This window comes from Arachidicoccus terrestris (assembly GCF_020042345.1).
GTDB classification, from domain to species: domain Bacteria; phylum Bacteroidota; class Bacteroidia; order Chitinophagales; family Chitinophagaceae; genus Arachidicoccus; species Arachidicoccus terrestris.
In genome coordinates this window covers 1,433,920-1,458,131 of record NZ_CP083387.1, presented here as the reverse complement: position 1 = coordinate 1,458,131, position 24,212 = coordinate 1,433,920, and the positions used below count along the sequence as shown (strand labels likewise).

At 43.2% G+C, this 24,212-nt stretch carries 21 protein-coding genes; 12 read left to right on the top strand and 9 right to left on the bottom strand.

All coding sequences use genetic code 11. From position 1 onward, the window contains the following. Positions 1-8: 8 nt before the first annotated feature. The 4 genes from K9M52_RS05845 to K9M52_RS05830 form a co-directional block, all read right to left on the bottom strand. Positions 9-956: a cation diffusion facilitator family transporter gene (locus K9M52_RS05845; RefSeq protein WP_224071122.1), complete on the bottom strand. Its 948-nt coding sequence runs from the start codon at positions 954-956 to the stop codon at positions 9-11. 149 nt (positions 957-1,105) lie between these two features. Further along, positions 1,106-1,327, bottom strand: coding sequence for a heavy-metal-associated domain-containing protein (locus K9M52_RS05840; protein ID WP_224071121.1), 222 nt, complete (start codon positions 1,325-1,327; stop codon positions 1,106-1,108). A gap of 29 nt (positions 1,328-1,356) precedes the next feature. After that, complete coding sequence (locus tag K9M52_RS05835; RefSeq protein ID WP_224071120.1) at positions 1,357-3,603, bottom strand: heavy metal translocating P-type ATPase; 2,247 nt, start codon at positions 3,601-3,603, stop codon at positions 1,357-1,359. 125 nt (positions 3,604-3,728) lie between these two features. Further along, the gene (locus K9M52_RS05830) at positions 3,729-4,304 is read right to left on the bottom strand and encodes an AraC family transcriptional regulator (RefSeq protein ID WP_224071119.1); all 576 of its coding nucleotides are present in this window, start codon (positions 4,302-4,304) and stop codon (positions 3,729-3,731) included. Positions 4,305-4,442: 138 nt separating this feature from the next. On the opposite strand from K9M52_RS05830, the gene K9M52_RS05825 reads away from it, so the two are divergent. Beyond that, positions 4,443-6,179 (top strand): RecQ family ATP-dependent DNA helicase, encoded by a 1,737-nt coding sequence (locus K9M52_RS05825; protein ID WP_224071118.1) that lies wholly within the window; start codon positions 4,443-4,445, stop codon positions 6,177-6,179. Between the two features lie 16 nt (positions 6,180-6,195). Here K9M52_RS05825 and holA read toward each other — a convergent pair whose 3' ends face one another. Next, entirely contained in the window at positions 6,196-7,191 is a 996-nt protein-coding gene (gene holA, locus K9M52_RS05820; RefSeq protein ID WP_224071117.1) for a DNA polymerase III subunit delta, read from the bottom strand. 120 nt (positions 7,192-7,311) lie between these two features. On the opposite strand from holA, the gene K9M52_RS05815 reads away from it, so the two are divergent. The 6 genes from K9M52_RS05815 to K9M52_RS05790 all read left to right on the top strand — a co-directional run bounded on the left by K9M52_RS05815 (position 7,312) and on the right by K9M52_RS05790 (position 13,093). Continuing rightward, positions 7,312-7,944, top strand: a complete 633-nt coding sequence (locus tag K9M52_RS05815) for a DUF4294 domain-containing protein (RefSeq protein WP_224071116.1) — start codon at positions 7,312-7,314, stop codon at positions 7,942-7,944. Between the two features lie 73 nt (positions 7,945-8,017). Next, on the top strand, positions 8,018-8,737 hold the full coding sequence (gene bshB1 / locus K9M52_RS05810) for a bacillithiol biosynthesis deacetylase BshB1 (protein WP_224071115.1): 720 nt from the start codon (positions 8,018-8,020) through the stop codon (positions 8,735-8,737). A gap of 35 nt (positions 8,738-8,772) precedes the next feature. After that, positions 8,773-9,846 carry a fatty acid desaturase family protein gene (locus K9M52_RS05805; protein ID WP_224071114.1) on the top strand — a complete coding sequence of 358 codons (1,074 nt, stop codon included), beginning with the start codon at positions 8,773-8,775 and terminating at the stop codon, positions 9,844-9,846. Between the two features lie 92 nt (positions 9,847-9,938). Further along, the gene (locus tag K9M52_RS05800; RefSeq protein WP_224071113.1) at positions 9,939-10,181 is read left to right on the top strand and encodes a Sec-independent protein translocase subunit TatA/TatB; all 243 of its coding nucleotides are present in this window, start codon (positions 9,939-9,941) and stop codon (positions 10,179-10,181) included. 113 nt (positions 10,182-10,294) lie between these two features. Further along, the gene (gatA, locus tag K9M52_RS05795) at positions 10,295-11,758 is read left to right on the top strand and encodes an Asp-tRNA(Asn)/Glu-tRNA(Gln) amidotransferase subunit GatA (protein ID WP_317197284.1); all 1,464 of its coding nucleotides are present in this window, start codon (positions 10,295-10,297) and stop codon (positions 11,756-11,758) included. A gap of 165 nt (positions 11,759-11,923) precedes the next feature. Beyond that, the gene (locus K9M52_RS05790) at positions 11,924-13,093 is read left to right on the top strand and encodes a lytic transglycosylase domain-containing protein (RefSeq protein ID WP_224071112.1); all 1,170 of its coding nucleotides are present in this window, start codon (positions 11,924-11,926) and stop codon (positions 13,091-13,093) included. Positions 13,094-13,196: 103 nt separating this feature from the next. Here K9M52_RS05790 and K9M52_RS05785 read toward each other — a convergent pair whose 3' ends face one another. Further along, entirely contained in the window at positions 13,197-13,943 is a 747-nt protein-coding gene (locus K9M52_RS05785; protein WP_224071111.1) for a class I SAM-dependent methyltransferase, read from the bottom strand. 120 nt (positions 13,944-14,063) lie between these two features. Continuing rightward, positions 14,064-15,872, bottom strand: coding sequence for an ABC transporter ATP-binding protein (locus tag K9M52_RS05780; RefSeq protein ID WP_224071110.1), 1,809 nt, complete (start codon positions 15,870-15,872; stop codon positions 14,064-14,066). A gap of 61 nt (positions 15,873-15,933) precedes the next feature. On the opposite strand from K9M52_RS05780, the gene K9M52_RS05775 reads away from it, so the two are divergent. Together K9M52_RS05775 and K9M52_RS05770 are read left to right on the top strand one after the other, a co-directional pair. Further along, complete coding sequence (locus K9M52_RS05775) at positions 15,934-16,305, top strand: ribosome-binding factor A (protein WP_224071109.1); 372 nt, start codon at positions 15,934-15,936, stop codon at positions 16,303-16,305. 73 nt (positions 16,306-16,378) lie between these two features. After that, positions 16,379-17,602: an FtsX-like permease family protein gene (locus K9M52_RS05770; protein ID WP_224071108.1), complete on the top strand. Its 1,224-nt coding sequence runs from the start codon at positions 16,379-16,381 to the stop codon at positions 17,600-17,602. A gap of 335 nt (positions 17,603-17,937) precedes the next feature. Here K9M52_RS05770 and K9M52_RS05765 read toward each other — a convergent pair whose 3' ends face one another. Together K9M52_RS05765 and K9M52_RS05760 are read right to left on the bottom strand one after the other, a co-directional pair. Further along, the gene (locus K9M52_RS05765) at positions 17,938-18,636 is read right to left on the bottom strand and encodes a YjjG family noncanonical pyrimidine nucleotidase (protein ID WP_224071107.1); all 699 of its coding nucleotides are present in this window, start codon (positions 18,634-18,636) and stop codon (positions 17,938-17,940) included. A gap of 70 nt (positions 18,637-18,706) precedes the next feature. Further along, positions 18,707-20,425 (bottom strand): capsule assembly Wzi family protein, encoded by a 1,719-nt coding sequence (locus K9M52_RS05760; protein WP_224071106.1) that lies wholly within the window; start codon positions 20,423-20,425, stop codon positions 18,707-18,709. 22 nt (positions 20,426-20,447) lie between these two features. Between K9M52_RS05760 and K9M52_RS05755 the strand changes: the two genes are divergently transcribed. The 3 genes from K9M52_RS05755 (at position 20,448) to K9M52_RS05745 (ending at position 24,026) form a co-directional block, all read left to right on the top strand. Beyond that, the gene (locus tag K9M52_RS05755) at positions 20,448-21,830 is read left to right on the top strand and encodes a dihydroorotase (protein ID WP_224071105.1); all 1,383 of its coding nucleotides are present in this window, start codon (positions 20,448-20,450) and stop codon (positions 21,828-21,830) included. A gap of 158 nt (positions 21,831-21,988) precedes the next feature. Then, positions 21,989-23,314, top strand: a complete 1,326-nt coding sequence (locus K9M52_RS05750; RefSeq protein WP_224071104.1) for a MutS-related protein — start codon at positions 21,989-21,991, stop codon at positions 23,312-23,314. A gap of 127 nt (positions 23,315-23,441) precedes the next feature. Continuing rightward, complete coding sequence (locus K9M52_RS05745) at positions 23,442-24,026, top strand: DUF3276 family protein (protein ID WP_224071103.1); 585 nt, start codon at positions 23,442-23,444, stop codon at positions 24,024-24,026. Positions 24,027-24,212: the final 186 nt, after the last annotated feature.

The following is a 24,212-nucleotide window of genomic DNA, read 5'->3' as shown; positions in this document are numbered from 1 at the left end:
TTTTGTCATTATGAACACCCGTCGCTTTGCTGACCCTTATCTGCACAGGTTATTTCGCTGCAGGCGGTACTTTCTATTTCGAAAGTAATATGGTGGATATTAGCATGTAACAGATCGTGGCGAAGCGACTGTTTAATAGTCTCGTAACGGGTGATATCTGTCCCGGCTAATACCAGATGTGCGGTTAAGGCATTCTCGTTACTGCTAAGCGGCCAGATATGAATATGATGTACGCCCACAATTCCAGGATATGTTAATATTATTTTCTTGACTTCTTCCACATCAATATCTTCGGGCATGCCATCGAGTGCCAAACGTACACTTTTCGTAAAAAGGCCCCATGTGGCCTTCAAAATAACAATGCCTATGATTATACTGATGCCCGTATCCAGCCAGTACCACCCCGTATAATTCATTAACAGACCACCAATAACAACACCCAGGGAAACAATGGCATCGCTCACCATATGTAGATAAGCACCTTTGATATTGATATCTTTTTTTTGATCTTTAAAAAACAGGTAGGCAGAGAACCCGTTAATAAATACACCGATCAGCGCAACGATAGAAATAACAGTTCCATGCACGGCTACAGGTTGGCCGATTCTGCCAATTGCTTCGTAAAAGATAAAAAACACCGTTACAAGTAACAATACCGCATTGAGTAAGGACGCCAGTATAGTTCCCTTTTTATAACCATATGTATACTGTTTAGATGCCTTTGCCTGCATCATTTTAAAGGCAAACAGGGATACTAGCAGACTGAATACATCAGTGGCATTATGACCCGCATCACTAATGAGGGATAAGGAGTTCTGCATAAAGCCTACAATGAACTCAACAATCAAAAATACGGTATTCAGGCCGATACCAATCAGAAATGCTGTATTGATCTTCTGAGCAGTAAGTGTATGATGGTGATGTGCATGGCTATGCGTTGAATGATCGTGGGCCATATGTTGATATTCTTTATACAAATTTACCAAACTCGTTTAGTAGTCTGAATATTTATCTTTGTAATAAGGTTTCAAAAAAAGCGGCTTTGCGGTTTCATTAAGATTACCGCAAAGCCGCGCTAAATTATAATAGACAGGCGTCAGGGGCATCAGACGACAGGTTCTATCTGATAGCCTGCCTCTTTGACCTTTTCAGTTACCAATACGTTAATATTTGCTTCTGCAGGCCCCTGTATGGTCAGGATTTTTTCTGGATTTTTGATATCTACTTGCCAGTTTTCCAGGTCTTTGATCTGATTTAGGAAGGGAGTGACTTTAGCAATGCACCCCTCACATTGGATATTCGTTTTAAATTGATAAGTTGCCATCATTGATTAGATTTAAATATGAAAAAAATAAATTACTGAAGCTTTCTATACCGGAGCCGCAGACTGGCGGCTAACACGCAAATACTGCTCATCGCCATAGCTGCACCCGCGATCATAGGGTTTAGCATATAACCTGTGAACGGATAAAGGATACCGGCAGCGACAGGAATCCCTATTAAGTTATAAAAGAAGGCCCAGAAAAGGTTTTCTTTTATTGTTTTGTTGGTTAATCTGGAAAGTTGTATGCCGTCAGCAATTTTATCCAGCCTGTCGCCTACCAGTGTCATGCCCGCGACATCCATCGCTACCGCACTTCCTTTTGACATTGCCATACTGATATCTGCCTGTGCGAGCGCTGCGCTATCATTGATGCCGTCGCCGATCATGGCCACAACTTTACCGGCTCGCTGCAGTTGTTCAATATAGGTCAGCTTGTCAGCCGGCAGCAGATTTGCTTCAAAAAAAGTGATACCCGTTTGCGCAGCTATATGACTGGCTGTTGCTGAATTATCGCCTGTGAGCATATGTATGGTTATCCCTTGATCCCGAAGCCTGTCAAGTGTTGTTTTCGCCTCCGGTTTCAGGGTGTCTGCCAACGCCAGTCCGGCCAACAGTTTTTTATGGCCGCCATCTGCAAAGTAGATAATGGTGTCGTTGGGGTGCCTCTGTAGAAAGTGATCCAGGCTTTGGTCATTTAAGACGATGCCTTTGTCTTCCAAAAGCCGGGCATTTCCTACATAATAATTGATATCATTAACGGCCGCTTCCAGGCCTAAGCCAGGCAAAAAAGTAGCGTGCGTCAGGCCGTTTACGGTGTCCTTATGTGGAAGCAATGATGCAGCATAGTCGGCGACGGCATCTGCGAGTGGGTGCTGTGAACTGCGTTCTATGGCCAGTAATATATTTGCCAGTTGGTCATTATATTCCAGCCAGACGGCTTCCTGTACAACAGGCTTGCCGGTAGTAAGCGTGCCGGTTTTGTCTAATACAATGTCTGTTACGCCAGCTAAGGTCTGAAGATGTGCAGCATCCTTGATAAGTATGCCCATCGCGGCGCCTCTACCAATGCCTACCATGATGGCTGCAGGTGTTGCCAGTCCCAGTGCACATGGACAGGCAATAACAAGCACTGTGACAACAGCCACCACACCTCTGGAAATCTCTGCCGCACCTCCCAGCCACCACCAGGATAAAAAGGTAATGGCAGCGATGATTAAAACACCCAGAACAAAACGTGCAGCGATCTTATCCACGAGTTTCTGAATAGGCGCTTTACTACCCTGCGCATTTTTTACCATTTCGATGATAGAGGCCAATACCGTGTCGCTGCCTACTTGCGTAGCAGTCATTTCAAAAGACGTATGCTCGTTGAGTGTACCCGCATAGACGATTGCGTCTTTTTCTTTTTGTACAGCAACCGGTTCTCCCGTAATCATGCTTTCATTGATTAGGGGCATTCCGGAAAGGACATTGCCGTCAACCGCGATGGCTTCACCAGGCTTTACCAGTAGGTGGTCACCAATTTTAATGGCGTTGACAGACACTTGTTCGGCTCTGCCGTCTCTGATGACCGTAGCGGTCGTAGGCTGTGTACCCATTAGCTTTTTGATGTCTGCGGAAGTGCGGCTCTTGGCTTGCATTTCCAATAGCTTACCTAGCAGGATAAAGGTAATCACCACAGCCGCAGACTCAAAATACAGATGACCGGGCAGTCCTTTAGATGCCCAGAAATCAGGAAAGATAAATACTGTCAGGGAGTATAGATAAGCGACGCCGGTAGACAATGCCACTAAGGTGTCCATGCCTGCCTTTCCATGAATTAATTGTCGGTAGGCACTTGTAAAGAACCGGCCACCAAAAACAAATACGACAGGCGTCGCCAGTATCCACATAAGGAGTCCGGCGTAAGGGATATCCATGCCCCACATAGAAATGACCATAAGTGGCATGCTCAGTATTGCCGCCCACAGGGTGTGTATTTTTAACTTCTTGTACCTGTTCTGCTCTGATTTTTCGACCACTTCAGCGGCCTGTTCCTTTTCAATCACCAGATCATATCCAATGCTACGTATCACTGATTGCATGTCCTCTTCCCGGATAGCAGCCGGATCATAGTCAACGGTTGCTGTGGCATTGGCGTAATTGACGGCTACGGCAGAAACGCCTGCCTGACTGGAAAGCATCGATTGTACACTAGCGGCGCATGAGGCGCATGAAAGCCCCAGTACCGGAAAGGATCTATGTTGTAATTTTTCGCTTATGGGTTGAACGGTCTTCATAGTTTTATTGTGTTATGAAGACAAAGTTCCGACGAATTTCAAGGCCAGCTATTACAGCTTTATCTGTAAAAGTTATAGATTTTCAGGAGCAGCTACTTACGGCGATAGACTTTTTGTGCAATATTTTAAATATCTGTAAGAAACTTCCTTTTTTGATCTTTTACGCTTTTGAAATGGGAAGGGGTTAGACCGGTTACTTTTTTGAATTGCGCGCTGAGGTGGGCCGTGCTGCTATATCCGAGGTTAAAAGCGATCTGACTTAAACTAAGTTCGTCATAGACCAATAATTCTTTTACAAATTCTATCTTTTGAGCGATATAGTATTTTTCGATTGTCTGCCCTTCTGAAGCGGAAAAAAGCGCGCTCAGGTGGTTATAATCATAATGTAAGGCATTGGCTATAATTTGGGAAAGGTTTTGGCTGGGTTTCTCGCCATCGGATTTTCTGGCCAGTGTAATTACTTCTTTTTTGATCTGTTCTATCAGGCGCCCTTTCTGGGAGTCAATCAGTTCAAAGCCCAGTACCCGAAGTTGGTCAGCTAATTGTTCCCGCTTTTTTCTATCTTTTAGAGGGCTATCTCCATCAGATATCGTCAAGATGCCCAAATCGACCTGCACATCTTTTAGGCCCATCTTGTTAACCAGATCGGTGACAGCCTGGACGCAGCGTGGACAAACCATATTTTTGATATGCAGTATCATGTATGTTCAGATTTAACGCAATTTACATAGAATTTAATTGACTGCAAGTGTACTGGATATGGATTAACGCTCTGCTAACTGATCTTAATTTTTTTTTAATTTGCCAAGTTTATAAAAAGGTTGATATTTTTACTGCCAATGGAACAGCGGCAACTTCATGATATTTTGAGCAGATATTGGGGTTATGACAGCCTCAGGGGCATTCAGCAATCCGTCATTGAAGCCGTCTTGGAGAACAAGGATGTATTAGCGCTGATGCCGACAGGAGGCGGCAAATCCCTTTGCTTTCAGGTGCCGGCTATGATGCGCTCTGGTCTCTGTCTGGTTGTTTCGCCATTGATCGCGTTAATGCAAGACCAGGTGCAACATCTGCAACAAAGGGGTATTGCTGCAATTGCCCTTCACAGCGGCCTGAATGCCACAGATATCGCACGTATCTATGACGAGTTGGAAGGGGATAAATATCGCTTTTTATATGTATCGCCCGAGCGTCTGGACACAGTAAGCTTCCTGCAATGTATGAGCCGCCTCAAGGTGCAATTGCTTGTAATAGATGAGGCGCACTGTATTGCGGAATGGGGATATGATTTCAGGCCCGCTTACCTCAATATCGGGATGCTTCGGGAAGAGCTGAGAAATGTTCCTTGTCTGGCACTGACGGCTAGCGCCACGCCTCTTGTACAAAAGGACATTATCGACAAACTCCGGTTACAACAAGCTGAAGTCCTGATTCAGGGTTTTAGCAGACCTGGGCTTAGCTACCGGATCGAACTTTGTGTTAACGAAGCAGATAAACTGGAGAAGCTATACACATTGTTATCCCGCTGTAAAGAAGAGCGTGTTCTTATTTATGCGCGCAGCCGAAAAGCAGTAGAAGCGTTATCAGCTCAGCTGAATGCTGCCGGTTATTCCAGTACCTTCTATCACGCAGGCATAGCCGGTGAGCAACGCGAGCAAAGGCAAGAGGATTGGCTAGGAAACAAACTGCCCATTATGGTTTGCACCAGCGCCTTTGGTATGGGGGTTGATAAGCCCGATGTCAGGTGGGTAGTGCATTATGGACCAACCGATAATCTGGAGTCTTATTACCAGCAAGCCGGCCGGGCCGGCAGAGACGGGAACCCTTCAACAGCCCTGTTGTTATATACAGAAGGGGATCTTCAGATGTTGGAGAAATTATCCGGGCTCTTTTATCCCTCTTTTGAGACGATACAACATTTTTATCAAGACCTCGCTGACTACCTGCAGTTGCCGGTCGGGTTGGGAGAGGATCGTTTTTTTAGTTTCCGGACAAAGGATTTTGCGGAGCGTTTTCAATGGAATCCATTACAGGTGCATAGTATTCTAAAGGCTCTGGAGCAATCGGGCCTGATCACCTATCTGGAACAGGTATATCTGCCGTCTAAATTAAAGATAACTGCTTCCAGGTCCCAAATCGAGATCTATAGTGAAGGATTTCCTGAGGCCGGCGAGGTGCTGGATTTCCTGATGCGTCACTACGCGCATATTTTTATCGAATCGGTTACGATCAGAGAGCGCCAGATCGCCTGGGATTTATATCTGGATGAGGCACGTATCAGGCATATCCTTTATAACCTGCATCAGGACGGATATATACAGTATCTACCCGCGCGTAATCTACCTCAGGTCCATTTTTTAACGGCCCGGGCTCCGGCCGGATCACTGTTGTTTGATCATGAGCGATACCAGAGAAGAAAAAAATGGTTTGAATGGCGGCTCGATATGTTAATCCGGTATATACAACAAAAGGATAAATGCCGGGCCCAAATGCTGGCGGCTTATTTTGGTCAGCAGCTTGCTGTGCCATGTGGCATTTGTGATAATTGTCAGGTTGAGAAGAGAGCCGATGTGTAAGCACGGTGAATGTTTTTTAGGACATCAGTTTTACCATCAATTCTTTTAGTAAATCGCTTTCAGAAGCCCCTCCGTTATTAATGCCAATACTCTTGAGATTATAAGCGTGGAGTAATAATAAGGTTTTATCAACTCCGGCATGTCCATATAGTCTGGCTGCCGCCATGTAGTCTTTGGCAAAAAAAGGATGTACTCCCAATGCAGAGGCTATAGCAGCTTCGCCATTACCCGCATAGAAGACCATGGAGGTCTTTGAAAAAAAATTGTAAAGCGTAGGCAAGATTACTTGTACCGGCGCTGCCTTCGGGTTTTTGTCAAAATATTGGATCATGCTGATCACCCGGGGCAGATCTTTGCCGGCAACTGCTCTTTGCAACTCAAAGACATTATAGTCTTTGCTGATACCGATATAAGTTTCTATTTCATCCTCCGTAATCGTTTTGTTATCTGTAAGGTTAACAGCCAGTTTGTTCAACTCATTTTCTATGCGGGACAGGTCATTTCCGATATGTTCTGCAAGAAGCATGACGGCTTTGGGTGTCGTCTGATAACCCAGCTGTTTTACCCGGTTGCCGATCCATTCGGGAAGCTTATTATCGTAGATTTTTTTGAAAGAGGCGATCTCCGCATTTTTTTTGATAGCCTTGCCAAATTTGGTCCGGGTGTCCAGCTTTTTATCTTTATAGCTGATGACCAGCACGGTTTCTGGCTGAGGCTTTTCGCAATAGGATTCCAGCTTGGCAATATCTTTCATGTATTGCGCCTCTTTCAGAATCACGACTTGCCTTTCGGCAAACATCGGGAACCTTTTGCAGGTATTGGCTACATCAGACCAGGAGGCATCCCGGCCATAAAAAATGGTCAGGTTGAATCCTGCCTCAGACTCCGTCAACAGGCGCTTTTCCGCATAGTTTACGATCTGATCAATATAATAGGGCTCGTCTCCCTCCAACCAATAGATGGGTTTGAAACTGCCTTTTTTCCAATCGCCGATAATTTTTTCAACAGACATGTCGCAAATGTAACAGATTATAACGTTTCCTTTGCAGGGATTTTAACGATTCCAGGCAACGCTGGATTTTTTTAGCGTTTATTTTTGCAGATTGAAGATTTCTATTACTTTTATAGGCGGATGAAAGCAGTTAGCAAAATAATGAGCCCGGTGATCCTGGTAAGTATCCTACTTATCGGCAGGGAGGTCGCTGCTCAACAGTTATCTTCATCGTTACAAATAGGACCCTATGATTCTATCCGGGTAGAATTAACTTTTACTGAAACCGGTATCCCGGTACCTACCAGTGAACTGGAACCTCTTTATCTGTTCGCACAGATGACGGCCAAATGGCGTAAATATTACCAGGCATGGGGACGGCTTAAAAATGCCGTTTATGTCACTTACCCTTATGCGAAGGCCGCCGGTTCTGTGATCAATCAGATCAACCAGGAATTAGTCGGGGTTACCAGTAAGCATAAACGGAAAAAGATTATCAAAAGTCACGAAAAGGAACTCAAAGAAAAATTCTCGAGCAAGTTACGTAACCTCTCTGTGTATCAAGGTAAAGTTCTTATGAAATTGATCAACCGGGAAACCGGTAACAGTTGTTACGAGATCATCGATGAATATAAGGGTGATTTCTCGGCAGTGGTCTATCAGGGGGTAGCCCGGATTTTCGGCTCCTCTTTGAAACAATCTTATGACGGAGCCCGCGATGACCGCTCTATAGAGATTTTAGCGCAGCAAGCCGCCTCTTACTATGGCTATTAATTTTTAAGGCAGCTTTTGGACAAAATGCGTTAACTTTGACTGTTTTTGAGCGTATCCGCAATAACAAATATTGATGAAAGTAGATATACTAGCCGTTGGCGTTCATCCAGATGATGTCGAATTAGGATGTGGCGGGGCGATTATAGCCTCCGTGAAGGAAGGGAAAAAAGTAGCGGTAATAGATCTTACCCGAGGAGAATTGGGGTCCAGGGGAACGCCCGAGACCAGAGAACAGGAAGCAGAAGCTGCGTCTAAGATTATGCAGCTCGCCGCCCGTGAAAATCTGGCAATGGCAGATGGTTTTTTTCAGATTACGCAAGAAAATACCCTGAAAGTAATAAGGGTTATCCGTAAATACCGACCTGAAGTACTGATTTGTAATGCACCTCATGACCGGCACCCCGATCATGGGCGTAGTTCTCAGCTGGTGAAGGAAGCCGCCTTTCTATCGGGCCTGATTCGTATAGAAACAGAAGAAAACGGAGAAAAGCAGGCTGCCTGGAGGCCCAAACATCTGTATCATTATATTCAGGATGATTATATTGAACCGGATTTTATATTTGACATTACAAACACATTCAATCAAAGACAGGAAGCGATCCTCAGCTATACCACGCAATTTAACGTTGTGGCCGGAGATGGAGTACAGACCTATATCTCAAAGCCGCAGTTTATCCAGGGGGTAGAAGCAAGAGCCAGATTATTTGGTAAAAGAATCGGGGCTGAGTTTGGGGAGGGGTATATTAAAACCCGTGCACTGGGCATCAGCAGCTTTGATCGTTTTACCCTCTAAACATTAACACCAACCTTAAACGGATCTTTTTTAAAATGGCAGTTCCTAAATTCCCTAAAAGCGGTAATTCTTTTCATGTAGAACTTAAAAACCGTATCAACGATTATTTTGCTACCACCAATCAGAGTGTGACAGGGGGTATGCGCATATACAGCAAGGCCGTTATTTTATATGCCGCCTTGATCTACTGCTATATTCAGACCGTGTTTTTTACACCGGAAAGCCTATGGCTGGATATATTACTTTGTATAGCTATTGGTGCTTTGATCTCCGGAGTGGGATTCAATGTGATGCATGATGGTGGTCACGGGAGTTTTAGTAAGTATCCAACGGTGAATAAAATAGCTGCTTATTCTGCAGAAATAGTTGGGGCGAGCCAGTTTATGTGGAATATGAAGCATAATATCATTCACCATGCCTTTACCAATATCGACGGAGTGGATGATGATATTGACGCCAAGCCGTTTTTGAGGATGGCATCTACGCAAAAAAAATACAAAATGCACAAGTTTCAGCATCTGTATTTTTGGATGTTTTATTCTATTTTACATATTTACTGGACCCTGCTTAGTGATTATAAAAAATATTTCACCGGTAAAATCGGTTCAATGCCGTTGAAAAAAATGAAGAGCACGGATCATATTCTTTTCTGGGGTTTTAAAGCGGTATATTATACCTTGTTTATTGTGGTTCCCATTATCCGGTTGGGATTTGAAAAATGGATTATCGGCTATCTGATCTTCTCATTAACCGCAGGTTTGATCTTGAGCGTTGTATTTCAGCTGGCACACACGGTAGAGGATACAGAGTTTCCCGTACCGGATATAGCTACCGGTAAACTGGCTGATGAATGGGCGGTACACCAGTTGAAGACTACGGCCAATTTTGCAACCAATAGCAAGATTATTTCCTGGTATGTAGGAGGGCTTAACTTTCAGGTAGAGCATCACCTGTTTCCTAAGATTTCCCATGTACACTATCCGGCCATTAATAAAATCGTCAAGCAGGCATGCAAAGAATATAATGTAACTTATATCGAGTATAAGCGTATGTATCAGGCCTTTATATCGCATGTTAGCTTCTTAAAACATATGGGGCAGATCGCGTGAAAAGGTGGCTGTTAAAAAAATAGAACCAGAGTTTTCCAGTTCAATAAATTAGCTATCTTTGTTGTTCACATAATATATAAAATCACATCATCATGGGAGATATTGGCTTTTCAGAAATTTTATTGATCGCAGTAGTTATCTTGGTGCTTTTCGGCAGCCGTAAGATTCCTGAGTTCATGCGTGGGTTAGGTAAAGGTGTCCGGGAATTTAACGATGCCAAAGACAGCGTTCGCAAGGAGCTGGAAGAAGGCATGAAGGAAAAAGATACACCTAAAACTGCTGCTAAATCGGTAGAAACAATTGAACCGGTAGAAACAGCTGTTACAGAAAAGTAGAACCAGTTTTCCGCTGAATAAGCGTGTTTGGATTTGTAGCTGCTGCCACTATTGTCATATTGGTCGCAGGAATGTTATTTTCATGGAAGCACTGCCTGATGGCGGAGCTATAAATAATTGCCGTTCTGTTTAGTTTTACCTCTATTGAAACTTATTTAGATGATTTACAGCACCATCGCACGAGTTGCGAGGCGGCTGTAAATCATTTTTTATTGCGCATAGCAGAGAAAACGCATCTCAATGCATTCTTGGAAGTATTTGAAGAAGAAGCCATTCAGCGGGCAAAAATGTTGGACCATCAGCGACGTGACGGGGCCCCGATGGGTAAACTACACGGCGTTATTGTTGGGCTCAAAGATGTTATCAGCTACCGGGGGCATGGCCTGACGGCCAGTTCTAATATGCTGAAAGGCTATGAGGCTGTTTATAATGCAACCGTGGTCGAGCGTCTATTGGAAGAAGGGGCCATTATCATTGGTCGCCAGAACTGTGATGAATTTGCCATGGGATCCAGCAATGAACATTCTGCTTACGGAGCTGTGCTCAACGATGCCGATAATAACAGGGTACCCGGTGGTTCTTCGGGAGGATCGGCTGTGTCTGTTCAGGCCGGCCTTTGTATGGTTAGCCTGGGAAGCGATACAGGCGGATCTGTTCGTCAACCGGCGGATTTTTGTGGTGTAATCGGCCTTAAACCTTCTTATGGCCGGATTTCCCGGTATGGACTGATCGCTTATGCATCTACTTTTGACCAGATCGGTATTTTTTCCACTAATATACCGGATGCCGCCAGAGTGCTGGAGGTTATCTCTGGGGCTGATGATATGGATAGTACGGTTAGCCAGTCGCCGGTAGAGGCTTACAGTCAGTTATTAAAGGCGGGGCGCCGTGAAGACAAAAGATATAAGCTGGCTTATTTTAAACAGGCGCTTGAGCATCCGGGCCTGGATCCGGAAATTAAAAACGCTGTTTCGGATCTGATAGATAAACTGAGAGCAGAAGGCCATACTGTTACTCCCATTGAATTTGAGCTTCTTGATTATGTTGTCCCAACCTATTATGTACTCACTACCGCAGAAGCATCTACGAATCTATCCCGATATGACGGAGTCAAATTTGGCCATCAAACAACTCAAAAAGTAGATGATTTAACAGAATTTTATAAAAAGAATAGGAGCGAAGGCTTTGGAAAGGAAGTGAAAAAAAGAATTATGTTAGGTACTTTTGTACTTAGTGCATTTTATTTTGATGCTTACTTTGCTAAAGCTCAGCAAATTAGACAATTACTATCTGAAAAGTCTAAAGAAATATTTAACAAATACGATGCGCTGATCTCCCCCAATGCTCCTTGTTCGGCTTTTAAATTAGGGGAAAAGCAGGGTGATGCCACCGAGATGTATCTGGCTGATATCTATACAGTTTTCGCCAATCTGGTCGGCATTCCCGGGATTTCGTTGCCACTTTTCCACACAAAGGATGGCATGCCTTTTGGTATACAGCTGATGTCAGATCAACTTAAAGAGTTATCTTTGCTAACTCTTTCGGATCAATTGATGCAATCAGAAGGCAAACATTAAGAACTTTAATATACATAATCCTCAATCAACAGGCTTCTTTGCATCCGGATTATCTTCAATTTTAGATAATACCGTTCAGGATTAATGCAGACGCGTTTTTTCTAAGTTAAACCCATTGCAACTAAAAACTGCATCTGGGATGGTTATGTAACGAAAAAAAAATGAATGAAGCGGAGTTTAGTTTCCCGGATTAAAGAGAATTTTTTGACCTTGACAGGTATAAAGTACTGTATCGGCCTTGTGTTGATGGGGGGCTTTGCTGTGTCAATAATGTCATTTAGCAGCTACAGCAGTGATTTATTGCCTGCTCCGGGTAAGGATACGAAATTAAAAGCAAAAGGCCCTAAAGGGTTCGTTAGCTTATTACCTAAGACCAAACCGGTTATTTTAGACCCTTCGACTGAAGGGGTCAAACCCGCAACAATTGATCTTTCTGATGTTAAGGTAGATTTGAACAGCAAGGTAGAAGATTTTGCGGATAGTTATATTCGTCGTGAATATACCGACCTGACCCGTATGAAATCCTCTGCCAAGTCCATGTTCGCCACCATGGACAGGATTCTGGAAGAAAATCATCTGCCTACACAGTTAAAATATCTGGCTGTCATTGAAAGTAGCCTGAAGGCACATCTTAGAATGCGTTCCGGTGCGTTAGGTTATTGGCAATTGATGCCCGATGAGGCGGTACGGTACGGATTGCTTAAGAATGGGCACGATTACCGTACGGATCTGGCCAGAAGTACGGAAGCTGCTTCCAAATTACTGACTTCTCTGCATAATCGTTATCATGACTGGTTGCTCACTATCGCCGCTTATAACGCAGGTGTTGGCGGAGTAAACAGGGCGATAAAAAAAGCAGGTGGTAGCAAAGATTTTTGGAAAGTGCAGTATTATCTGCCGAAGGAGACACGCAACCATGTCAAGAAGTTTATCAGTACGCATTATTTCTTTGAAGGTAGCGGCGGGATCACCACCATGAGCGCCAAAGAAACTAAAAAATTAAAAGAAGAACTGGCGGCTAATGAAGATGGCAATGAAGTAATTCAGTTAATCGGTAATACAAATGTTGTAAGAATTAAGGGCATTTATAAGAAGGATGCGATTTGTAAAGTATTGAATATTAAAGAATCAGAGTTTGATAAAATTAATCCAAACTTTGATAAGGCCCTTTCAGACGGACAGTTCTACGATTTACATTTACCCGATGGGAAAACAGACCAGTTCCTTAAAAAGAAGGATCAGATCCTACAGCAGTGTTTTAATGATCTGTTGGATGCAGATTCGCCAAGCAGTGAGAAGCTGCCGGCCGGCAGAACAGCTATCGATCGTTCTTAACTCAAAGTAATGAACAGATATTTTTTGAAATTAGAAAGTTAAACCGAGTGGGCCACTAAATCAATAGCGGCCCACTCGGTTTTTTATAGTAATTGGAATGCTTTTAATCGATGTAAAAGGGTAAGTTCAATTTACCCATGATCTTGTTGAAGTTTCTCTCGAAAAAGTTCTTTGGCCGGATGGCAACGGGTGTAGGAATGGAGGCATTGCCTGACATTGAATCCTGCGGAGGGTCGATAGGAGCTTTTTCCACGACCACAATACTATCATAATAATGAATTCCCTTGACCGATCTGGTGAAGTCAGTTACTTTTAACCGGCTACTTTGGCTATGAAAAGCGTTCATGAAATCGATCCAGTTTTTACTATATTCGATAAAGGAATTCTTTCTCTTGTAACCGCCTCCGTATATGGGCCAATAAGATGTATGCAGATCTTCGCATAAATACACACCGTCAGATTTTACATGGGAAAAGATCTCTTCAAAAGAAACAATCTGTTGTTTCATTGTATGCCCACCATCATCAATAAAGATGTCAATTGGGGGGAGTTCAGCTATTACCTTTTTTAAAAACTGACGGTCTGACTGACTGCCAATGAGTATGGTCGTTTGTTCATCCGCGAAACTTTTACAGTTGGGGTCTATATCGATCGCGTAGAGTTTTGCCTTAGGGCCGAAATAGTCCTGCCACATCTTAAGGCTTCCACCCTGATATACACCGATTTCCAGTACAACGACTTCTTTACCTCTGTATTTTGAAAAGTGCCGGTCGTAGATATCAAAATAATGGTGCCATTTATGGATAAGTCTACCTGTATTATTTTCAAAATATTTCTGAATATCATTCATATAGAGTATTCATTAAAGTTTTTCTGTGTAAAGTCTAAACGCAAATTTACGGCCAAATTACCGCTTATGAGCGATGAATTATATGAATGGGCGTCCCGTCATCTTATCAGAACAATAATTCTATTTCACTGCCTGAATCTGAACCAATCTCTGGTAAATGCCTTCAGGGATGGCCATCAATGTTTCATGATTACCCCGCTCTGCGATCTGCCCGCCTTGCAATACGATGATTTCATCGGCATTGCGGATGGTGCTGAGCCGATGTGCAATTACCAGTGAAGTTCGGTTGCTCATCATTTTATTAATAGCATCCTGCACCAGTCTTTCACTTTCAGTGTCCAGTGAGGAAGTGGCTTCATCCAGAATCAAAATCGGCGGATTTTTGACAACGGCCCGGGCAATGGTCAGCCGCTGTTTTTCTCCCCCACTGAGCTTGCCGCCTCTATCGCCTACATTGGCCTCAAAGCCACCTTCTTTTTTCTCAATAAACTGATAGGCATTGGCAATTTTGGCAGCCTGTTCAATTTCCTCTTCGGTTGCACTATTTTTCCCGAGTGCAATATTGCCGGCAATGCTGTCATTGAATAGGATCGGCTCCTGGGTAACAATGCTAATATGGCTTCTGAGAGAACTTAATGAATAATCCTTGATGTTGACCCCATCGATCAAAAGTTCGCCCGAAGTTACGTCATGGAAGCGTGGAACCAGGTCCGCGAGGGTGCTTTTCCCAGCACCGCTACTCCCCACTAAAGCAACTGTCTTACCTTTGGGGATGGTCAGGTTGATATTTTTAAGGATTGGATTACCCTGTCCATAGCTGAAGCTGACATTTCGAAACTCGATCTGATGGTTAAATGCCAATTCTTGCTGGCCATTATCTTCAATGACCACTGGTGTATTGAGTAGCTGCTCTATCCGGTCCAATGCCGCGCCGCCTCTTTGCATATTAAAAAAAGCGGTGGATAATGTCTTGGCAGGATTGATGATGATGGCGAACATGGCGATATAGCTTAATAAATCGCCCCCCGACAAAGTTTTATATCGGATAGCCAATAAGCCACCAAAAAAAAGAATGGCTGCCAGCACGATCACACCTAGAATTTCAGTCATCGGCGAGGCGAGGTCCCTTCTTCTGGCCATTTTATTACGTACCACAAACATGTAATCATTTACGGCTTCAAATTTTTGTCCCAGTAACTTTTCCGCTAAAAATGCCTTGACTACCCGCATACCGGAGAGGGTTTCGTCTATTATAGATAATGCAAGGCTCATCTGTTCGGACATTACCTTAGATTGCTTTTTAAGTAACCGACTTACTCTGCCGATTAAAAATGCTGTCAGCGGCAGCAATATAAATAAACCGATGGAAAGCAAGGGGCTAATGATAATCATCGCAATCAAATATCCGATAATGGTCAGCGGATTTTTGATCAGGCCTTCCAAGGTGCTGACCACAGAAGCGTCTACCTCGCCTACATCATTGGTCATCCGGGAAAGAATGTCGCCTTTTTTTTGTTCTGTAAAAAAGCCGATGGGCAGTACCAGTGTTTTTTGGTAAAGATCACTACGCAAATGCCGGATAATGGAACTCCTGATCGGGGCCGACATAATATTAGAGCCGTAAATGCAAATATTCTTTAAAAAAGTCAGGATAATAATCAGTACGCAGACTGCTCCCAAAGTATAGACTTTGCCATGGTCTATCATCATTTCATTTAAAATATCGGATACATTTTGACCAACTGCTTTGGATTTGATAAGGCCAGCTGTCCCGTCACTACCATCAGAAACGATCAGGGAAATAAACGGGGCTAGCATACCCAATGAAAAAACACCAAAGACTGTTCCCAGTATAGTTAATACACCGTAGACAGTCAGTTTTGCTTTATAATAGCCCAGATATCTGAATATTCTTTTAAATTTCTTCATTGTTTCTCAGTGGTAGAGTGCAAAAGTAACTATTTTTACAGCCAATAAACTTGTAAAGATTATGCAAGAGGGGAAAAGACAAAAACAGGTGGCCAGTGTCATTAAAGAGGAGATGAATGCCATTTTCAGGCATCTGGATCTCAATATGATAGGAGGCGGTATGGTCTCTATTGCGGATGTGAAGGTTACACCCGATCTATTGGAAGCCAGGATTTATCTCAGCTTTTTCCAGGTTGCTGATAGTCAAGCTGCATTATTACGTATTGAACAAAAGGCCTGGGAGATCAAAAAAGAGCTTTCTCATAAATTGGGTAAACAATTAAGAAGAATTCCGGTTATTCATTATTACTTAGATGATACCCTGGATCAAGTCTTTCATATTGAAGAGCTTTTGGCACAGATTAACCGTAATTCCGATAAAAATAACGATTAAATATAATATTTGAGGCACCCGGGCGTTTTTTAAGAAACTGGTACCATGATGGCCTACATAACCTCCTGAGCGCATGAATTTTCTTTTCGCCTGGCGATATTTTAAGTCTAAGAAATCCACCAACGCGATCAACATTATCAGTTGGATCAGCGTGATTGCTATTGCTGTCGGCGCTGCAGCCCTTATTATTGTTTTAAGTGTATTCAATGGTTTCCAGGGACTGGTAAAATCCATGTATGGCGATTTTTATCCCGATCTGCGTGTAATGGCCAGAACGGGTAAATACATGAGGCTGGATTCCGTCCAGCTACAAAAGCTGCATAAGATCCGGGAGATTAAAGACTTTAGCCTTGTGATAGGTGAGAAGGCTTTACTGGATAATGATGGTGCGTATCAGGCGACCGTCATGTTAAAAGGAGTGGATAGCAATTATGAGCATGTCGTAAATATTGCGGGGCATATCGAGGAGAACGGACATTATGGCCTGGGAGTGGAGCGGGCGCCCCAAATGGTGTTAGGCGGCGGTATTGCCAGTAGTATCGGCGCGGATGCGAATTCAACAGTTCCCCTGATCGTCTATCTTCCGAACCGAAACAGCACCGATAAAACGAGTGTACAGGCCGCCTTGAATTCTTATGAGATCAAGGAGGTGGGTATTTTCAGGATTCAGGAAGGTTTTGATAATAAATATGCCTTTACTAACCTGGACTTTTTGCGTTATATGGTCGAATTACCTGCTGACTATTATACGGAGATTGCCATTGCTGTAAAACCGGAAACAGACCTGTTTAGGGTACAAAAGAAGATTCAACAACAATTAGGCAACCTGTATAAGGTTGAAACGCGCTTCCAGCAAAATCAGAGCTTATTTACGGTTATGCAAATGGAAAAATGGATCATCTATATTATCTTATCGATTATCCTGGTGATTGCTGCTTTTAATATGGTCGGTGCACTCACCATGTTGGTGCTGGAGAAAAGAAAGGATATTGCCATTCTGGAGGCGCTGGGTGCACGAAAGAGTGTGATACAGAAAATTTTCCTGACAGAAGGCTTTCTATTAGGTGGACTTGGCGGGCTAATGGGGATGTTTATTGCATTTGTTATCTGTCTTTTGCAGGATAAGTTACATTTACTGAAATTGGAAGGCGGTACTTTTGTGGTAGATTACTACCCCGTAAAAATGCATGTCTTGGATTTCCTTTTGGTAGGCGCGACCGTTTTCATCGTAGCCTTACTAGCTGCCTGGGTTCCAGCCAGAAAGGCGGCTACCAAACACTTCTCTTTAAAAAGCTAAGCCCGATTATTGAAACAAGTCATCCATTGCGGATAACATTTTGAATAAATCCAATGGAATGAATATCCGCCTGTTTTTGTTTCATGCCTCCAATAAATTTATCCGTTCGTTTGATGTTATAATTGGCGGAATGTGGCATAGAATCATGAGATTCCGCCAATTATAATACCTGTATTTGGCAGGTGATATACAATCATGGGATTCCGCCAAATTAATAATTTACCCAGCTGATTAAATAAAGGAGGAAATTTTACTTCGGTACACAGGAGTGATATCAGGGGCTTTAAACCGGAATGTAAAACAGAGCTCTTATCAATTGATCAAATTCTTTCCTATCAAAAGATATCTTCCAACTCCCTCAAATGCCGGACCTCATAAGTGGCCACGTGTGCTGTCGTATCTTCGATATGATTGGTAAAGACAGAATCAATTCCGAAGTTCGCAGCCCCTTGTATGTCCGCTACCAGATTGTCCCCGATCATGATGCTTTTATCAGGTTGAGCGCCAGTAGCCTCCATGGCATATTCAAAAATACCTGCATGAGGTTTTAGGCATCCGCTGATCTCAGATGTGACCATGACTTCAAAATAGTCTTGAAGACCCGCATGGACCAACTTCTGCTCCTGTATCCGGTTAAAGCCGTTTGTGATTAAGTGCAGCTGGTAATTTTTGTTTTTCAGATAGTCCAGAATTTCAAAAGTATAGGGAAAGACTTTTTTTCGTATCGGTAACCGGTCCAGAAAATCCTGGCTCAGACTTCTGGCCAGCGGTTCATCGGCAATTTTAAAATCCAGCAGGGTCAGGAACATTCTTTTCCACTTTAGTTCCCTTTGAATAATCAGCCCTTTGGTATAACGGTCCCAGAGTCGCTTATTATGATACGTATACCTCTCGTAAAAGTTTTCATAGGGCTCAATGCCACTAAGGGCTAATTCATGATACAGATAACTCTCCCTGAGGGCATCTTTTGCATTGGCCTCAAAATCCCAGATGGTATGGTCTAAATCGAAAAAAAGATGTTGGTACGTCTTCATGCAGGCAAATTTAATACGAAAAAGGTGCGCAGAAAAACCGCGCACCTTGTAAATATCAAAAAAATCAGTTTTAAAAGTTAAAACTTCTTCTGGCCATGTTCCATCTTAGCCCAAACATGAACATTTTAATGTGATTTTTAGGGATTGTTTCAATATCATGTCTGCGGTACGTGAAATTCGCATCAAAATACAGATTTTGCAGGATTTCATAGGATGCGGTCAATGAGCCTAAAAGGCCGTTTACCCGAACACCGTCACCCGGGAAATAGCCATCTTCAGCGAGGCGGTGGTCGTTATAGTTTCTGAATAAATCGCCACCGTTATTGGGTTGATCAATTGTTGTAACATAAGCCGCTGCTGTATCCAGGCCCTTTCTGTAGGTCATAGCCATCAGTTCGATGTTCAGACGGGGGATCGGCTGGTAATTGGCGATGGCCACAAGTTCTTTGAAGTTGGCGCCCAATGGATGGGCGAGCGGTTGGTTATAATGCAGGAAATTGTTTTGTGCCCACTTATCCATATAGGTAAAAGGACGGACAAGATTGCCTTCCAGTTGCAGATCCAGATTCTTAATTGTAAAGGCGTCAACATATTTTCCGCCCAGTTGGAAGCCAAACTTATTGACCCAGTTGCCATCTCCGAATTTAAACGCTTTATCAATATGGAACTCATTGATCAGCCATTGGCCGTAGACTTCAAACTGCTTGGCAAAATTAGCCTTAAAATCAAGCCCGATGCTGGATTTTGCACTGTTACCTGTATTTTGGGACATGGAACGGTTGAATATCGCCGGGTTGATGTAGCTAACCTGTAAACCGCCATTGATTTTGGAATTGTACATGGTATTCTCATACAGCCCTACTTTTAACCAGTCTGTTGCCTGCCAGGTCAGATAATGGAACATCATATAATTCCTGGGGCGCGTTGAATCCGAATTCGGGATAAAAGAAGCAATGGTTTGTGCGCCGACAGCGGTATACTTGATATTGCCGGCCTGCACACCAAATTTCAGGAAATAAAATGGAGCACTATTGTCACTTAAAAACAGGCTGCGATAGCCATCACCGATAAAGAAGCGGTCATAACCTAATTGAAAATCAATGTTTTTGCCAGCATGGAAAGTAATGCCCCCGCGGACATCGAAATAATCATAGCCATTTTTATTGTAATGCTTATAATAACCTTTGCCCGGCAATGAATAATGAGCAGCTGTATATTGCCTTACATAGAGCGGATCCCTTTCCTGATTTTCTGAAAAATACAGATAGTAACCCAGCCGCTGGTCTACCTGACCCCGAACACGGATACCCCTGGAATTTACAAATAGGCTGGTTCCATCGCTGGAATGGCCGAATTGCAAATTGAGTAGTGGATCTACAATAATGCTGTATTCCGGTTTAGCCACGGCATATAAATGGGCAGGGGTTTTGAAGAAGGTATTGAAAATGGGTTTTTTGACACCAAAGGAATCAGTATAGTAGTGCGTCCAGTCCTGGTTATTCATCAGGAGGCTCCTAAGGTTATAGCGGTCTACATCAGTAAGAACGCCTTGTAAGGCACCGGCCTTCTCCAAAGAGTCAATTAATTCCATCCGTTCCGTAATGCGCTTACGGTCTGCAGGCTTGACCGTCGTGAACTGCATGACAGAATCACCTCTTAATTTGATGTCCAGTCGTTTGATTAACAGATTTTGTTTGTCACTTAACTCGATGTTATCGGTTTGCGCCTTAACTTTAAGCGCGGTAAAGGCGAGACAGGTTCCCAGCAAAAGTGCGTACCTTATTTTCATATAAAATTTTTATGCTATATTAATGAGTGACTATTTAATAAAAAATGCCCGAATTGTAAGCGAAGGTAAGACATTTATCAGTGATGTACTCATTCGTAATCAACGAATTGAAAAAATAGCTCCATCGTTGCAGGTTAATTTTAATGTTCAGGAAATAGATGCAACCGGTCTATATCTCCTGCCAGGTGTCATCGATGATCAAGTCCATTTCCGCGAGCCGGGACTGACACATAAAGCCGAAATCTACACAGAAGCCAAGGCCGCGGTGGCCGGAGGGGTGACCAGTTTTATGGAAATGCCAAATACCGTGCCACCTGCCTTTACCCTGGACTTGCTGGAGAAAAAATACGAGCGGGCGAAGCAGGTGTCTCTGGCTAATTATTCTTTTTACCTGGGGACTTCTAATGATAATCTGGAGGAAATCAAGAAGCTGAATGACCGAAAAAATGAAATTTGCGGTCTAAAAATATTCATGGGTTCTTCCACCGGCAACCTGCTGGTTAATGACCCGATTGTACTGGACAATGTATTCGGCACCAGTGAAGTGCTTATTGCGACTCACTGTGAAGAGGAAAGTATTATCCGGGCGAACTACGAAAAGCTAAAAGCTGAAAAAGGGGTTTTAGGACCTGCTGATCACCCGATAATCCGCAATGCGGAAAACTGTTTTGAAAGTAGTTATAAGGCTATTCAGCTGGCACAGAAACATAATAGCCGGCTTCATATATTGCATATCACCACAGAAAAAGAGCTGCAACTGTTCTCCAATATGCTGCCTCTGGAAGAAAAGCGCATTACTTGCGAAGTCTGTGTCCACCATCTGACATTTACCGCAGCGGACTATGCTGCTAAAGGATACCTGATTAAATGCAATCCTGCAATTAAGGATGGATTTAATCGTGATGCACTGTGGAGGGCGCTGTTAGATGATCGCCTGGATGTGATTGCAACGGACCATGCGCCGCATCAGTTAAATGAGAAAGGCTATATCCGTAATACTTCAGGAGAACTGGAGCCTTCTGCTATGGCAACCTATGAAAATGCGCACGCCGGTCTGCCGCTCGTGCAACACAGTCTGCCATTAATGCTCCGCTTTGTAAAGGAAGGCAGGCTTACCATTGAAAAGGTCGTTGAAAAAATGAGCCATGCCGTGGCTCGCTGTTTTCAGATCCGGGACAGAGGGTACGTAAAAGAAGGGTACTATGCTGATTTGGTGTTAGTGAATATGGACCAACCAGTAAGGATAACCCCGGATAGTCTCTATAGCAAATGCGGTTGGTCGCCGTTTGAAGAGGAGCATATGCCCGTAACCATCGAAAAAACTTTTGTAAACGGTCATTTAGTTTATGGAAATCAGGGCTTTGATGAATCTATAAAGGGAGAAAGGCTTTCTTTTAACCGGTAACCAGGTAATGATCGCCTGATTTGTTATTAGGGTGGGCGTTTAAATCGCCTTTTTCCTGTGCTTCAATAGGTAATCTATTTTCTTGACAGTAGGGTATCTGCTTGTTATCAGATATAATGATGATTGCCGACTGTCTATTCATTAAAAAGCGAGCAGGCATGCATGTAGATGACAAGACCTTATACGATCTGGGAATTATCAGCCGATACGAACAACAATCGCTATTTCATTATCTGGACTTTACTACTACTTCTGGGGGTAAAGACTGGCTCCGTTTTTTCATCAAGGAACCGATGAGCGATATTGAACAGATTCGGGACCGGCAGGCACTGCTCAATCATATGAGGGATAAAGTATTGCCGCCGACTGTCTCTAATGGGACGATGATGGTGATGGATAAATTTTATTATTCTCCCATGACGAATATTCCGAACTCATCATCCATGGTGGATGTTACCTTTTTTAAATGGCTGAGCCGGCCAGATTACGTATTACTGCGTTATAGTATGGGACATCTGGCCCGTTTTGTTTATGGCATGAAAAAGGTGCATGAGATATATGCCCCTGACTGCCCTTCCAGAGAGCTCTCAGAGATAATGGATAAAACCGGAGAGATTCTTGAAAAACCCTTTTTTAAACAAATGGGTAAATTGGGAGCCAGGATAGAAAAGGGAGGAAAGTTGACAGCCAGAGAGGTGATCAAATATGGTCATTCCCTTTACCAATACACGGAAAAGACTGGCATGAAGGCCTTGGAAGAGTCTTTTTTAAAAATAGATGCCTGGGCCAGTATGGCCAAGGCCGTTAAGGAACACAAATTGGCTTTCCCTGAAATCCTGGAATGCGATGCGCCGGTTATGGAGGCAAAAGGGCTTTATCATCCTTTACTGGATGCTCCCGTTGCGTATGATCTGCAGTTAGATCAGGGAAAGAATTTTCTGTTTCTGACCGGTGCCAATATGGCCGGTAAAAGTACTTTTATCCGGGCAGTTGGGATCGGGCTCTATCTGGCAGCGTTGGGAATGGGCGTGCCGGCCGTCTCTATGCGGGTCAGTACTTTTGATGGCCTGCTCAGTAATATTGAAGTGACAGATAACACGTTAAACGGCGAAAGTTACTTTTTTAATGAAGTACAAAGGGTAAAAACGATAGTCGAAAAAATAAAGCAAGGTTCTAAGTGGCTGATACTCATTGATGAGTTGTTTAAGGGGACCAATATTGTCGATGCTATGAAATGTTCCACCACTGTTGTGGAAGGGTTACGCAAAGTGGATCATTCTATATTTATATTGTCTACCCATTTGTATGAGATCGGAGAGCCACTCCGTAAGTATCCCAATATTCAGTTTCGCTATTTTGAAACGGAGGTTATAGAAGATAACCTGATTTTCAGTTACCAGCTACGAGATGGGATCAGCAACGACCGGTTGGGTTATCTGATCCTTCAAAGAGAAAAAGTGACGGATTTATTGAATAATCTTTAAAAATACCCAGATTTTACATGAACGGTATAAAAAAAATAGTCAAAATGTTTTGCTAAAATGAAAACAATATTATATTTGTAAAGGTTAAATTAGATAACAGTTAATTGCTCAACAAAAAACTTGAATTTTGGATTACGATTACAACGACCGGAAACAGGCAAGTGTTTACAGCAGAAGACTTAAAGCAGGAAAGCGAAGAACGTACTTTTTCGATGTCCGGGAAACCAGAGGGAATGATTTTTTTCTGACGATTACCGAAAGTCGTAAAAGATTTAACGAAGATGGCTATGACAGGCACAAAATCTTTCTTTATAAAGAAGATTTTAACAAATTTCTGAAAGCTCTTGGAGAAGCGGTAGATCATGTAAAGACAGAACTGATGCCTGATTATGACTTTGATAGCTTTAGCCATGAAGGCGAGGAGCAAGATGAAGCGCACATCCGCCCTGCCTCCGCGACAGCTGCCGGCTCTTATAAGAACGATAATCAAAATAATTACAGTGAGCAAAGTGCTACCAGTGTGACCGAAACCGCACCGGCCCTTAAGCCGGCGTCCGGAATCCAGACTGAGCCGGATGCTTCCGCGATAGAGACTGAAGTTATTCATTCCCAGTCATCTGATACAGAGGTAGTTACAAATTCGGGTGAGGATGTTGTCAATGCTACGGAGACTTCAGATAAGCTGGCTTCAGAAGAGGTGGAAAAATGGTAGTTGCAGGAGAGGCGTAAAAGCTTCTTCCTTCTATATAATTCTTTAAAAAAAGCAGTGTATTCACACTGCTTTTTTATTACCTTTGCAGCCCTTGACCAGATAGCCATGTTTATGGTAGTCTGGTAATCAGGTAAAATAAAAACAATTTGGAATTACGGACGGGTTGTTATACCTTTGCCGTCCGAT